The organism is Bacillus sp. IT-79MI2, assembly GCF_949768135.1.
GTDB lineage: Bacteria > Bacillota > Bacilli > Bacillales > Bacillaceae_G > Bacillus_A > Bacillus_A pseudomycoides.
The window spans coordinates 62,274-77,373 of record NZ_CATKPV010000046.1 but is presented as its reverse complement, the minus strand read 5'-3'; the positions used below and the strand labels follow the sequence as shown (position 1 = coordinate 77,373).

At 35.0% G+C, this 15,100-nt stretch carries 10 protein-coding genes and 1 other annotated feature; of the genes, 3 read left to right on the top strand and 7 right to left on the bottom strand.

Features of this window, described 5'->3' with window-relative positions; genetic code table 11:
* The first annotated feature begins 13 nt into the window (after positions 1-13).
* Both ACM6HU_RS04575 and ACM6HU_RS04570 read left to right on the top strand, forming a co-directional pair.
* Positions 14-733 (top strand): response regulator transcription factor, encoded by a 720-nt coding sequence (locus ACM6HU_RS04575; RefSeq protein ID WP_414848012.1) that lies wholly within the window; start codon positions 14-16, stop codon positions 731-733.
* A complete protein-coding gene (locus ACM6HU_RS04570) occupies positions 730-1,821 on the top strand; it encodes a sensor histidine kinase (RefSeq protein WP_016132712.1) in 1,092 nt (363 codons plus the stop codon). The genes ACM6HU_RS04575 and ACM6HU_RS04570 overlap by 4 nt, the downstream gene beginning before the upstream one ends.
* A gap of 190 nt (positions 1,822-2,011) precedes the next feature.
* Here ACM6HU_RS04570 and cyoE read toward each other — a convergent pair whose 3' ends face one another.
* From cyoE to asnA, 6 genes are all read right to left on the bottom strand, one after another.
* Positions 2,012-2,935, bottom strand: coding sequence for a heme o synthase (gene cyoE / locus ACM6HU_RS04565; RefSeq protein WP_016114338.1), 924 nt, complete (start codon positions 2,933-2,935; stop codon positions 2,012-2,014).
* A 275-nt stretch (positions 2,936-3,210) separates the two neighbouring features.
* Positions 3,211-4,014, bottom strand: a complete 804-nt coding sequence (locus ACM6HU_RS04560; protein ID WP_077295096.1) for a DUF4097 family beta strand repeat-containing protein — start codon at positions 4,012-4,014, stop codon at positions 3,211-3,213.
* 21 nt (positions 4,015-4,035) lie between these two features.
* A complete protein-coding gene (locus tag ACM6HU_RS04555; protein WP_016114336.1) occupies positions 4,036-5,613 on the bottom strand; it encodes a hypothetical protein in 1,578 nt (525 codons plus the stop codon).
* A complete protein-coding gene (locus tag ACM6HU_RS04550; protein ID WP_016114335.1) occupies positions 5,597-6,487 on the bottom strand; it encodes an ABC transporter ATP-binding protein in 891 nt (296 codons plus the stop codon). The genes ACM6HU_RS04555 and ACM6HU_RS04550 overlap by 17 nt, the downstream gene beginning before the upstream one ends.
* Positions 6,488-7,092: 605 nt before the next feature.
* Positions 7,093-9,108: a class I SAM-dependent methyltransferase gene (locus tag ACM6HU_RS04545; protein ID WP_016114334.1), complete on the bottom strand. Its 2,016-nt coding sequence runs from the start codon at positions 9,106-9,108 to the stop codon at positions 7,093-7,095.
* 516 nt (positions 9,109-9,624) lie between these two features.
* A complete protein-coding gene (gene asnA, locus ACM6HU_RS04540) occupies positions 9,625-10,608 on the bottom strand; it encodes an aspartate--ammonia ligase (RefSeq protein ID WP_016114333.1) in 984 nt (327 codons plus the stop codon).
* 70 nt (positions 10,609-10,678) lie between these two features.
* Positions 10,679-10,939: a binding site (T-box leader), on the bottom strand.
* A 603-nt stretch (positions 10,940-11,542) separates the two neighbouring features.
* Between asnA and ACM6HU_RS04535 the strand changes: the two genes are divergently transcribed.
* The gene (locus ACM6HU_RS04535) at positions 11,543-11,680 is read left to right on the top strand and encodes a DUF3934 family protein (RefSeq protein WP_016114332.1); all 138 of its coding nucleotides are present in this window, start codon (positions 11,543-11,545) and stop codon (positions 11,678-11,680) included.
* 144 nt (positions 11,681-11,824) lie between these two features.
* On the opposite strand, the gene ACM6HU_RS04530 is transcribed toward ACM6HU_RS04535, so the two are convergent.
* A complete protein-coding gene (locus ACM6HU_RS04530; protein ID WP_414848011.1) occupies positions 11,825-15,046 on the bottom strand; it encodes an SNF2 helicase associated domain-containing protein in 3,222 nt (1,073 codons plus the stop codon).
* Positions 15,047-15,100 lie beyond the last annotated feature (54 nt).

Below are 15,100 nucleotides of genomic sequence, written 5' to 3'. Positions count from 1 at the left end.
AGGTGGATTTATAATGAGAACAGAAAAAATCCTTTTAGTAGATGATGAACAAGGCATATTAGATATGTTAGTACTTACGCTAAAAAAAGAAAACTTCACGCATATAACAACCGCTCTAAACGGAAGTGAGACGTTAAACTTAGTTAAAAATCATCCATTCGATATTATCTTACTCGATGTTATGCTACCAGATATAGACGGCTTCGAATTATGTAGACAAATACGTAACTATACAAATACCCCCATTCTATTTGTGACAGCGCGCTCTAGCGATTTAGATAAATTAACAGGCTTAGGAATTGGCGGAGATGATTATATAACGAAACCATTTAATCCTTTAGAAGTCGCTGCCCGAATTAATGTCCAATTACGTAGACAAAGTATGCTGCTAAATAACCTCCAAGCAGAACATTCAAACTTACATTTTGAATCCTTTTCTCTATATCCAAGCGAGGGACTGATAACAGTAAACGGAGAATCTGTACATTGCACTGCTAAAGAACTAGAATTACTTACTTTCTTATGCACACATCCAAATCGAATTTTTACTGCTGAACAATTGTACGAACAAGTATGGGGACTGACTTCCATGGGTGATGATAAAACAGTAGTAATACATATTTCTAAATTACGTAAAAAAATAGAAGAAGATCCTAAATCCCCCACATACATTGTTAATTTGAGAGGAATTGGCTATAAATTTATCCCGCATACTAAGGAGCAAAAAAAATGAAAATTGGTTTTCGACTAGGCTTTCATTTTATTCGTAGTTTATGTATCGGTACTTTTTTTATGGGTATTTTCATGGCAATCTTCATGGAAGGCATACTACCTCTTATTGGAATAAATAAGGATAACAAGGACACAGAAGCTCTTATCGTTTTTAGTCTATTTATATGTACTCTTATTTTAGGTGCTATTATATATGGGTGGCATATCGGGAAACCTTTATTTCGAATAATTTCATGGATTAACCATCTAGCAGAAGGCTCTTATGTAACTCCAGAAAGTACGAAACAAATGTACAATAAAAAAACTGGAAAATTAAAAGGCCCTTATCGCTTATATAAAGACGTCTTTCTAAATATAGAACATTTAACAAATAGATTACGAGAAATAGAGAATGAACGAGAACAACTTGAGAAAATGAAACGCGAATGGATGGCAGGAATCTCTCATGATTTAAAGACACCTCTCACTTATATTACAGGGTACAGTGCACTTATGTTATCACCCGATCATGAATGGAGTGAGGAAGAAAAAGAGAAGTTTCTGCAAGAGATTCAACAAAAAGGGGACCATATGAAGGCGTTAATTGAAGACTTAAACCTCTCGTTCCGCCTTCATGATTCACAAATCCCGCTAAAAAAAGAAGAAATAAATATCATTGAATTTACAAGAAGAATGATAGCTGATATGACAAATGATCCACGATCTGAACACTATCATTTTAGCTTTCACGCAGACAAAACAAACATTATTATTCCTATTGATACAAAATTACTACATCGCTCTTTGCAAAATTTATTTATGAACGCCGTCTTACATAACCCTGTAGAAACAAAGATCCATACATCCATTCTATTAAAGGATACTGTACATATTACAATAGAAGATACTGGCGCCGGTATGGATGAAGTAACGGTGCAAAATTTATTTAAACAATATTACCGAGGGACGACTACAAATGTTTCAAGTGAAGGCACCGGCCTAGGAATGGCGATCGCTCAAAAAATTATAACAGCACACGGCGGGAGCATTCATGTAGACAGTGAAATAGAGAAAGGCACAACGATTCATATTACACTTCCAACTCTATAGTACTTATTATCGAAAAAAATATAGTTTTATTAAAGTGACGATTACTTTCGTTCAATTTAGTAGCACAAACGTAAGTGAAATTTATTCACACGCTAAAAAACCAATCTCTCATTCTAATACACGAGAAATTGGTTTTTTCTTATTCTTTACAAATTAAATCGTTCTAAAACTTTTCATTCCTTACCTATATTCATCTTCCAAAAAAGACACCTATAAGGGAATAGATAATGATCGTTGAAAATAAAATCGTCATATGGAAAAGAGAAAAAATAAACAATGATTTTGCCCATTTCTCTGAATCCATCTTTTTATAACCATAAATGCTTAAAACAAGCCATAAAATACTTAAAAGAAGCGCTACTAACATAAGACCAATGCTTAAAGTTCCTAAAAGAACACTTATTCCAATTAAAACAATTAAATAGATATTCGTTTGTATATATGTTCTTTTAACACCTTTGACTACTGGAAGCATCGGAACCTTTGCAGCCTTATACTCATCATGTTTACGAATAGCTATAGCGTAGAAATGAGGCATTTGCCAAATAACCATTATGATAAAAAGCCCAATAATAGCCGGATGCATTATATCCGGATAAATAGCAGCCCAGCCAATGAGTGGTGGCATTGCTCCTGAAATACTTCCAATTTCTGTGTTGTAAATTGTTCTTCTCTTACTCCACATTGTATACGGTACAACATACAAAAATAAGCCTAAAAACCCTAATAAGGCTGCTAAATATGTGGTTAGTGCAAGAAATACTAATCCGGAGATTGTCATCAATATTCCAAGCCATAATACAGCCTTAGAGCTTATTTCTCCGGTTACAGTTGGTCTATTTTTTGTTCTCTCCATAATCGAATCAATATCACGATCATACAGATTATTAAAAGCCCCTGCTGCACCTATGATTAAAATAGAACCGATGAAAGCAAATATAATCTCTGGAATTTTCTCAAACGGGCTAATCTTATATTTATATAAAGCCAATGTTAACCCAGCAAACATTGGGACCAAATTCGATTTAATAATTCCGGTTTTAACCGTTTGGGCTAAAATGTTCGATAACTGTCGTTTCGAATTCGAATTTGTTAATTCTTTTTTCCTTCGCATGACACCCTGTACTCCTTTTCATTAGACGTTTTTACCATGTATATAGTATTAATATACTCCCCGGTATATTAATACTATATGATATTCATGTCAAGAAAAAGAGAGTATACAGTGCACTGATGAAGAGCAGTCTAGAATAATTTAAAAAGCTTAAATAAACACACCTATAAAGAGATTTATACTGTACAAACATATTCTAAGTAGAGCGAGAGTATCCATTCAGAATGTATCTTTCATAATCGAACTTTATTTTTTAAAGCTGTTTCACACTCTCATTACTCATTACGTTTTAACTCAATCGTTCCTGTCATAGACTGCACCGTTAGCTTTGTATCATTCTCTTTTCCAGTTCCTATACGACCTTTTACTTTATGATTGTTTCCTTTTTCACCAGTTGAAAGTGAAAATTCATTTTTTATTTGACCCGCACGCGTTGACAAGTCAACCTCTAGATTTTTTGGCTCTCTCTTAAAGTTTATATTTATATGAGATGATTCGGTTTTTATTTTACTTTCATTTTTTAGATTTGAAACAGCGGATACATTCACCTCTCCCGTGTCGTTTTGAATATCGAAGCTTCCTTCCACTCCCTGTAACGTAATCCCTCCTGATTTGGAAACTCCTGTTATATTGTTTCCTTTATACTCTTTTATTGTCATATCACTTGAATCGCTATACAAATTCAATTGTTCAGCTGCTATATTTTCACTTATTACCTCACCTGATTCTGTTTTAACATCTATTTTTTTATATGTTTTTTCAGGAAGATATACATGTACAGTAGCTGTTTTCAAATTCACAATAGACGTCGAATTCTCCGTGATAATCTCTAATTTCTCCCCATCTTCTTTTACCTTTGCATCTTTCACTTCTCCTGTATCAACTTTAATATCTTTTTCTGTTGTAGAATGAAGTTTAATATTTTCTCCTACTGTTTTTATATCAATCTCATTTATATTTTTCACGGCGAACTGTTTGGAGACTGGCGCTTCACTCTCTTTTGTACCACAAGCTACTAGACTTAAAGTCATTAGACTTATAGATGAAAATAAATATATTTTCTCTTTGATACCCTTCATTACATCACCCCTCTTGACTACTTACTTGAATATTAGCCGTAGCCTTCCCATTTGCTGCAACTGTCCAATTAATGCAATACTTAGCAATAAGATAGATAACCCCATATACAAAATAGCGTATGATGTTGATATTCCTAAGAAGTCTACATATGGAAGATGATTCACTGGCCCTAAATACCATAAAAGTATATACACGACTTCAAACAATTTATGCGTTCGGCTCCACACTCCAAATACTAACGCTAGCGTTGGAATGAATACTATACCGCTAAGCCAAGAAAACAAGAATGAAATATCTTCAATTAATATAAATTGAATGATAAGACCACTGGAGATAATGAGGCCCACGATAACACCTGAAATCCATGCTGCAAAAAACTTATACAATGGGGAACAACTCGAAATAACAATTTGATCCGTACCATAGTATTTTTCTCTCGTCATCATCTGTGACCAAATTGCAATTGGCCAAATCATAATGATAGATAGCCACTCTCTTGCTATATTTACTGGACATATCAACCCAAATGCGATCAGTCCAATTGCAATTACATACCACCAAATCGAAAAGCCTTTTAACATAATAGATAACTCAGCTTTTACTAAACGCAACATGCTAACACCCTTTGTTCTCGTTATAGAAGTCAATGTAAATAAATTATTACTATGTTCACTCATAGCAATTAATTCGTTCCCTTGTCTTAACTCAGTTATCTTCTTTTTCCCTTTACTAGGCATACTAAATCTGTGAAATACAAGTGAAGTAAGCAAAATGAGTACCAATGTAATCCCCAACCAAATAAAACGCGTTATCAATATTTCACTGGTCCAATGCACTCCATCCCATTGAAATGTTTGCATCTGCCCCTCTATTGGATAATAGCCAAAACTTCGATTTTCTTCACCCCTGCTTAAAAATTCAAACTTACTCACTGCATCCTGAAGCATGTCAGAACTAATTATATGTAAACCAAAGACATCCCAATAATTATTTGGTTGCTCCATCGCCATAATCCCCAAGAAAACCCACAAAAAAAAGAAAACAATATTTCCAACTACGCCCTTTAAACCAGGAAATACATCAAAGAAGGTAGTCAATGCCGCTAAAAGCGCCAATGAAGGAAACACGATATAAAGCAGTGGATATACATAACCACCTAATTGAAACGAAAAATCTTCCCCCCGTATAAATTGCATAATGATAAAAGCAATCATAAATACCATTTCAATGACGACTAACACAACAAAATTAGAAATTGTTTTACTGAAAATATATTGAAATTCACTTATAGGTGAAGCAGCAATCAATTGTCCTATTCCTAATCGTTGATCATCTGAAATTTGGCTTCTTAACATATAGAAACCAAACAACCATAGAAATAAAGAAGAAATCATCGCTCCCATACCACCAAGCCAATTCGAATTATATACTCCTCTCACACCGCCAAGTTCAAATACTTCATAGCCAGAAGAAGTTGCTGGCACACATGCATACCCCAAAAAAACCGTTAGTCCAATTACGATTAAAAATGGATAACTTCTCATTTGTCTAATTAAATTTTTTTTAATGAAATATAGTAGATTATATACATTGTTCAATTTTCCCACCTCCCAGCGAAGAAACATAATAAAGATAAGCATCTTCAAGTGAGGCTGCAATCATATGCGCCTTAGTACTAGGTGCATTATCCGAAACAATGCGCGCATGAATGCCATCAATCCGGTGAACTGCACTACTTACTATATATTTCTTTTGAACATGATGTAACTCAGAAGCTGGTATAACCCATTCCCATACTTTTCCCTCTACATGCTTTAATAGTTGTTCAGGTTTCATATGAGCTAATACATTTCCTTTTGATAATAAAGCAATATCTGTCGCAATTGATTCAATATCCGTTACAATATGCGTCGATAAAATAACAATTCTATCCGTAGAAAGACTAGATAATAAATTTCTAAATCTAATTCTTTCTTCAGGATCCAATCCTACTGTCGGCTCATCTACAATCAATAATTTCGGGTCATTTAATAACGCTTGTGCAATTCCAACTCTTTGCCGCATTCCACCAGAGTATCCACCTAATAGTCGTTTTCGATCATTCGTTAAGTTCAGCGCTTCAAGCAGCTCATTAATTCGCTTTTTTGAAGAGCTCATTGATAAACCTTTCATCGCTGCGATATACTCTAAAAATTCGACCGCGTTCATATTTGGATAGACGCCAAAGTCTTGTGGTAAATATCCAATTTGCGAACGTAACAACTTCGGTTTCTTTTGAATATTTTCCCCATCCCATACCACGCTACCATCCGTCGGTTGTTCAATTGTTGCTAGCATACGCATAAGTGTAGACTTCCCCGCACCGTTCGGTCCTAAAAGTCCTAATACTCCCGATTTTAAATGTAAACTACAATCATTCAGTGCTATTTTCTCACCATATTTTTTTGTTACGTGGTCAATTATTAATTCCATCACGTTACCTCCTCACTTTATGAAACAAGTGTAAATTTTTATCACTTACGTTTTCTTAGTTTCATTGTAGGGGGTGAAAGTAAAATCTAAGTAAAATCTAGAGAAAATCAGCTTAAAATATACAGTGCAACTTTAATCAGTAGAGGTTTTCTTCATCCCTTATTGAATATCAGCCCGCACCAATCGGACTTTTACTGCCAGTTAATGCGAGATAAACTAGGAAAAAATTTCCAAAGATTAATTCGTGTTCTAAAAAAAGATTCCGAAACAGATTATATTCAAATCTGTTTCGGAATCTTTTTTACTCTTTATTCCCTTCGACAGTAACTCTTAAAAACCCAAACATAGGAGGCAAAAAAAAGACTACTAACAACCAAAACATTCCTATTTTTTCTTTCGCAAAACTCTTTTCAATTATCTAATAACATGCTGTGATGATACCTATTGAGATATATGTAAAACCTATGATTCGATCTATTTATTCCCACATACATATTCTCCTTATACTTTTCCTCATATTGATCATATGTATAATAAGGTGAAACTTTAATCAGTAGGAAGCTTACCGCCCATTCATGTGCAGTAAAATGCAAACATAAAAAAATTTATATTTTCTCAAACACAATCAAACATGTACTATTTGGCAACGCGATTTGTTTACCGTGCTCGTCATACAATGTAACTTTTGGTGATAAATGTTCTATATAACCTTCTAAAAGATACTGCTTAACTTCGATTACTTTTACATTCTCTGAACCTACAACACTCTCTACAAAGTCAATATATTCTTGAAGTGTGAATACACCAAATTGCTCTTGCACCTCATGTGGATATGCTTCTTCTCCCCACGTATACGTATATAAAAATTCCATTGCATCATTAACTGGCATTCTTACTCGATCCACATCTAATATATTCACCTTAATTTGTCGCCCTTGAAAATCACGTTGATAATTTTTTAAGAAAGGCATAGCGGTTTCATCATGAAAATGTAATTCACACCATTCTTTACTTTCTGTCTTTACTCCATCACGAATAATCCAACGTCCTCCAGGAGTCAATACCCGAAATACACTTTTCACTAGACGTTCCATTGTCGCAACATTAAATTTCTTACCATCTGTTTCTCCGTAAGAAAAAATCTCATGATTTACTGAACCACAATGAACTGTAGAAATACTTTCCGGATGGAATGTATCTGCAAGATGTAAAGCATCTCCTAGTGTAACTTCCCAGTTGTAGCCTTTTTCGTATTTATCACTTGTTAACTTCTCAATTACATTTCGTGATAAATCTACTCCGATAACCGATTTATTTGGATACACCTCTTTAAATTTATTCATCATCGCGCCCCCGCCAGGGCCAATTTCTACTATTGTATCGCCTACTACATATGGAAGAACTGCTACTTTATCATCAACACTTCCATTCATATGTGAAAGATATTCTTCTTCATTTTCCAATCGATCAAACGCATCCCGGCGCAAACCAAATATTTCACATAACATCATGACAGCTTGTTCATAATGAGCATTATTTTCTTTTTTACAAGCTAAACAAAATTCGATAAGCGTCTTTCCAACTTCACTTGTTCCAAAACCAATTGTTAATACGTTTTCAGTTTCCTTTAATTCAGGATACATTTCTGATTGAGGAATTCGACTCATATTTAGCAATTCTACTATTGATACACTTCGCAATACTTTTTCAATTGCTCGTTTCGTATAAATATTTAAGTATTTTTCTTCCTCTCTCTCATAATACAATGCGTCCATAAGAGGCTGGAAACTGATATGATCTACATTCTTTTGAGTAATATGTTGATAAGCTAATGCGAATACTTTCACGAATTCTTCGAAACTAAAATGAGTTAATGCTGCTTCTACATACCAAAGGTCATAATCAAATAAAACTGTAAACATTTCTTCTAACCTATCATTCATAATTGAATCATACTCTTGAACAAAATATGTATCGTTAGGTGAAGCATTCGTACGTAACCGCCGAATTCGTTGCTTTACACTATATTCAATCAGTTCTCCGCAAAGTATTTGTTCAATACGTTCATATACCTCTCCCTTCACTCTTATCCATAACTTATCAGATACCCCGGTAATAATACATTCATTTAAAACACGAAGCACTTCACGCAGTTCATCTTTTTGAATCACACCTCGCTGCCATAATCTTACCAGTTCGTCATGAGAAGTCATGGATACTTCTCCTCGTAATACTTGCCCTATTAATCCATGTGTACGAATGAGTGTAAACGTTACATCATCATATGGAAAATAGCGTCTATAAATATAAGCTGAATCTTCGTTATGTGCTAAAAACGATACCCCTAAATCCTTCCACTTCTTGCGCTGCGTTACAGAACCACACTTCGATACTTCACTCCAGCATAATACAGTTTCTACACGAGCACGAATACCGTATGAAACATTCATTTTTTCTAAATGCCTTAGCGTCCGTTCCACATACTCTAATACACTTCGGTAATTCCTTTCTATACTTACTACCCCATATTCTTCCAACAAAAACCCTAACCATATATTTGCTTCTCTCGTATATATGTTTCCATTTCGTGCTTCTTCTATTGCATGTAAACTATGTAACATACTCTTCTCTCCTTTTGGTTATTCAATACACATTCTATCAGAGACATCTACAAAACAAATGCGTAACCTGTATCCTAATAGACTAATTACTACATACATGTTTCAAATTTCAGTCTATCATACAATTAGCTGTTATTTCTTTTGATAATGTACGGTATTCCAATTTACGAAACGCAAAAAACATCCAAAAATATCATGTGTCTCTTTTCTTCTGCTTTATCTTCAACAGAAAAAGATAGCCTTTGATATTTCGGATGTTTTTTTGAAGAGCTTCACACTTCAAAACCAGTGAAAAGGTAAAGCTAATTTAAATCATTCTTTTTGTAGATTTATAAAGTGAAACTTCCATCAGGGGGGTTCTTCATCCCCCACTGATGGTTAGCCCTCATCAATCGGGCTTTTACAGGTACGTTTCTTCCTTACTTCTCACTGAATCTTGAGATGGGGGTCTTACTGCCCATTAATGCGGGATAAATCGTCAATCCTCGTTCAAAAAACAATTCAATTCATTCTTCATTAAAACAAATGAATGTTTTCCTTCTTACAGGCTTCACGTAAATCATCAGGCCATACAGAAGATTGAACTTCGCCGATATGCGCTTTACGTAAGAAGTACATGCACATTCTTGATTGTCCTATACCACCACCAATTGTAAGTGGAAGTACTTCTTCTAAAATACCTTTATGGAAATCATAATCACGTTTGAAATCTTCACCTGTCTTTGTTAACTGTTTATCAAGTGATTTACTATCAACGCGTATTCCCATTGATGATAATTCAAATGAAGATTGCAATACTGGATGCCAAAATAAGATGTCTCCGTTTAATTTCCAATCGTCGTAGTCAGCTGCACGTCCATCATGTTTTTCACCAGAGCGAAGCGCATCGCCAATTCCGATAATAAAGACTGCACCGTGCTCTTTCGCAATCGCATGCTCACGATCTTTCGGTGTTAACTCTGGGTATTTATCTTCTAACTCTTGGGATGTGATAAATACGATATCTTCTGGTAAATACTTGCCAAGGAACGGATATTTTTCAAACAAATGATCTTCCAATTCTTTGAATATTCCATAAATTGTTTGTACTGTTTTTTGCAAGTAATCCACTGTACGCCATTCTTTTTGAACAATTTTCTCCCAATCCCATTGGTCAACATAAATTGAATGTGTTGCATCAAGTTCCTCATCACGGCGAATCGCATTCATGTTTGTATATAAACCTTCACCAGCTTCGTAACCATATTCGTGCAAGGCAAATCGTTTCCATTTCGCTAGTGAATGAACAATTTCTAATTCTTCTCCTGAATGAAGCATATCAAATTCAATTGGACGTTCTACACCGTTTAGGTGATCGTTTAAACCTGATTTTTTCGTTACGAATAATGGTGCAGATACGCGGAATAGTCCAAGACGTTTTGCTAATTGATCCTCAAAAAATGTTTTAACTTCCTTAATTGCGATTTGTGTCTCTCTTACTGTCATTAATGATTGATACATGTTGGTTTCCTCCTAAAATGTTTGGATGTAGTGGAAAGAAGCCAACAAAAAAAGCCCTTCTTTCCCAAAAAACTGGGACGAAAGGCTTTGGTTCCGCGGTACCACCCAAATTAGCAACAGAGGTTGCTCACTTATTCAGTACGGAGATTAGAGAAATCTCGATACTGTTCTTCTTGTAACGGCGAAGTTTCCGGCTAAGTCTACTTTCCTCTAAAGGATTTCGGTTAGCGACTCCAGGAGGTTCTTCATAACAGGCTTCGTATCAGGCTCACACCACCCCTGACTCGCTTTGACTACATCCTACTACTACTCGTCCTTTCACAGTCGTTTTGTTGTCACATCTCTGAAACATTTTATTAATGATTATTCTATACAAAAAAACAAGAAAGTCAACAAAAAGTTTGAAAATATTTTTCAATTCTTTATTTTACGGCTTTATTGATTGTTGTAAATAAAACATCTTTATAAAGTAAAACTTTAATTAGCGGTGGGGGCTTCATCCCCCACCTATCTCCTTTGCTTTTGCTGAATTTTGAGGTGTGGATCTTACCGTTCACGAATAGCGGGATAAAATTTATCGCTTCTTTTGTGGCTTCAATCCAAAAAATAATTTACTCAACGTAACCATCATGTATATGACAAGTAGTGTAATTGTCCGAAAAACAGAATCCATTGTATTTCTCATAAATTTCATTTTCTTTATAATTTTTATCATATGTAATAACATTCTACAATTCGAATAAATCTATACAAATTTCGATAATGATTTCATAATGCATCAAATTACTTCCCATTTTATGATATACTAGAGCATTCAGTTGTTTGTTCTGATCAGCAACTGTTAGGAACAAACATAGTCATGGATCGAGATTATATTTCAAAGACATTGACTACTATCAAAGTAGATTTTCTATAATAATAACGGAGTGATTATATGAGTAAAACGAAAACTAAAGCTAAGAAAGGTACAGGACAAGGAACGGGAAGTAAAGGCTGGAACCGCTGGCAATCTAGTGCTAAGAAAAAGAAAAATGCTAAACCTTATAAAAGTAAAGGTACAAAAAATAACTAAAAACCCTCGTAAAAACAAGTAATCCAAAGCAGGATAATTAGCATTAATATCCACTTATTTTAAACGAAGAAAAATGTGATTATTACGTTCATAATGAAAAAAGCTATTCTTTCGTATCTATGGAAGAATAGCTTTTTTATTCTGTTAAATCATAAGAATATCCCTGATTTCTTCTTCAGTGATCGAAGACAACTTTTCTTGTCCGGGTTCAATAATCTCGGCAATTAGATTCTTTTTGCTCTCCTGCAGCTCATGCATTTTTTCTTCAATCGTGCCATGTGCTACTAACTTGATAACTTGTACAGTGTTCTTCTGCCCCATTCGATACGCCCGGTCTGCCGCTTGCTGTTCGACTGCAGGGTTCCACCATAAATCGTACAATATAACGGTATCCGCTCCTGTTAAATTGAGACCAGTACCACCAGCCCTTAAAGAAATAAGGAACAAATCTCCCTCTTCTTCGTTAAACCGATTACATAACTCTACACGTTCAAACGCCGGAGTATTCCCATCTAAATAAAAATACGGGACAGCTTGACGGTTTAACTCCCGTCCAATAATGGAAAGCATCTTCGTGAATTGTGAAAATATAAGAATTCTCTTCCCTGTACTTCTGCACTCCTCCACAATTTCTAGAAGCTGTTCAAATTTAGCTGAACTCCCCCTATAGTCATCGACAAACAAACCTGGGTGACAACAAATCTGCCGAAGTCTCGTCAAACCAGCCAAAATTCTAATTTTGTTTTTACGCAATGTATCTTTGTTTAAATGCTTTAATGTTTCTTCTCTCAACTTTGCTAAATAAGCTGCATATATTTTTTTCTGCTCTGGAAGCAATTCTGAAGACTGTAAATGCTCAATTTTCTCTGGCAATTCTTTTAACACATCTTCTTTCAAACGACGTAATACGAACGGTTTCACCCGCTTTGCAATATTTTCACGCTTCAAGTCCCCAAATTCTTTTCGTCCTGGTAACAATTCTGGGAATACTACATAGAAAATAGACCAAAGTTCCTCTAAAGAATTTTCTACAGGCGTTCCGGTCAATCCAAAACGATACTCTGCTTGAATCGTTTTCACTGCCTTTGCGGTTTGCGTCGTATGATTTTTAAATGCTTGTGCTTCATCAAGAAATAACGTATGGAATGGCTGTGCATATTGCCTTACATCTCTTCGTAATAAAGGATACGACGTAATAATAACGTCAAACTTTGTAGCATCTTTTAAAATATTTCGACGTTCTGTTTGATTTCCATCCACAATAATAGCTCGAATATCTGGAGCAAATTTCTTTAATTCACTTAGCCAGTTATAAACTAAAGAAGACGGCGATACGACTAATACAGGTAGCTTCTTCTCTCGAATTTCAGGCAAAATAGAAGCGATAAAAGTAATGCTTTGCAGCGTTTTACCAAGTCCCATATCATCTGCTAATATGCCACCAAAACGATAATATGCGAGTGTCTTCATCCATTCAAATCCATCTTTTTGATATTCTCTAAGGATTGTATCTAAGCTATCTGGTACAGTAAACTTTAGATTTTTAGGGCTTTGAATGTTTTCTACCAACTCTTGAACAGATTGATCTACACTCAAAACATTTCCTTCTTGAAGTGAACTCATCCATTTTACACTGCGCACGAGCGGTACATTCACTTCTTCTCCTTTTAGAATTTCTTTGCGAATACCCGATTCCTTTATAAACTGGTTAATCTCATTAAACTCCTCGCTCTCTAGGGATAGCAAGGAACCGTTCGCTAATCGATAATATTTACGTTTCTCCTCAAGTGCTGCTAATACACCTTTAATCTCAGCTTCCGGAATTCCTTTTATATCAAAACGGAATGATAACCAATCAATTCGCTCTTTCCGCCTTACCCTTATGAGAGGTGCACTGTTTCCTCTATGAATGCGCAACTTAATAGCTGTAGTCGCATAAATCTCCAGTAAACCTTTCAATTTCGGAACAACGTGATATAAGAAATTATATTCCGCTTCCTCATTATGCATAAAATAACCGCCTTCTGTATTCGCGAAGGCACTCTCATTCATAATTTCTAAAATTTCTTGTTCTTTTTTCTCCTCCCGATTGAAAACTGAAGGTTGTCCATCCTCTTCTAACGGATTGATAACAACATTTCCATATTGGAATTCTAGTCCTGCCAGTAACCGATCCTTGACTCGATCTAAAAACAATTTGGCTTTGAGAGGTGTTTTTTCAATGCGTTCCGATACAACCTCATCAATCCGAACGTTACCAAGCTTCATTAAACCTGGTACTACTTTCGCTACGAAATGTTCCATTTTCTCAGTTGGAATATGAAATTGATTACTTCTAGAACGATTCATCATTCTCTTTAATTCAATAAGCCGATTACAATCCTCCACGTTTAAACGATATAGCTTCCCTCCAAAAAGAGCATAACTATATGTATCCATTACTTGAACTTGTTGTAACCCACTAATCTCAAGTATATATCCCCCATTTACACCTTTATTGAACTCAAAATTTATAGGTAATAATCCTTTTGATAAATGTACACCATGAAATGATTTCCCATCATGCTCAACCGTTACAAATGAAGTAGCGGAAAGCAGTGAAAGCATATAATCCCAGGACGCAGGTGGAATTAAAATCATACTTTCATCTTGTTGAGCGTTTATTTGCAACGATTCTACATACATTTTTTCATTTCGGTAAATTTGAATCAGTTGCTGAATAACAGCATCCGTTTCTGGCTGAAAACTATAAGTATCTGACGTGTAAGTAAAATTATTTGAACATATGAAAGGCTCTCTTTGTTCCACTCTATTAAGAAAATCCCTAATTTTATATACAGGGTATTGCTTCTCAAGCTTCACCTGGATTCCAAACAAAGCCCCCCCATTTCTTGAAGCAACCGGAATACAAACGAATTCCACATCAAGTATCTTACGTGTATCAAATCGATGCTGTCTACTTTTTGGCCGCAATGGCTTCTCACCAAACAAATTCAACATCCCGTTCGCTAATTGAACATCCCTAGACGAACTATTCATGAGATCCTTTTTTGAATTAGATGCTAGTGATTGTCCGGTTTGTTGAAAATCATTTATATATAGTAATGTAGCTGCGATATGTTGACAATATGCATGAAAAGAAGCTAGTGAAGGACAACTGCATTTCCCAATAATTTCATCATTATCAGCGGTTTCTATCGTGACATAAAAATCTCCGTTTCCTTTCACTGTCGCCTCGCAAATATTTCTCTTAACATCATAATTAGTAATATTAACTTTGTTTGTCCTATAATAGGCCTCACCTTTTTTATATGAGGTTTCTCCACATAACTGTTTAATTATTGTTTTATTTAATGTAAAACTCATTATTTTGATCCTTCCCTAAAAATAAAAATCCACCGTTCTAGACGTTATATTAGA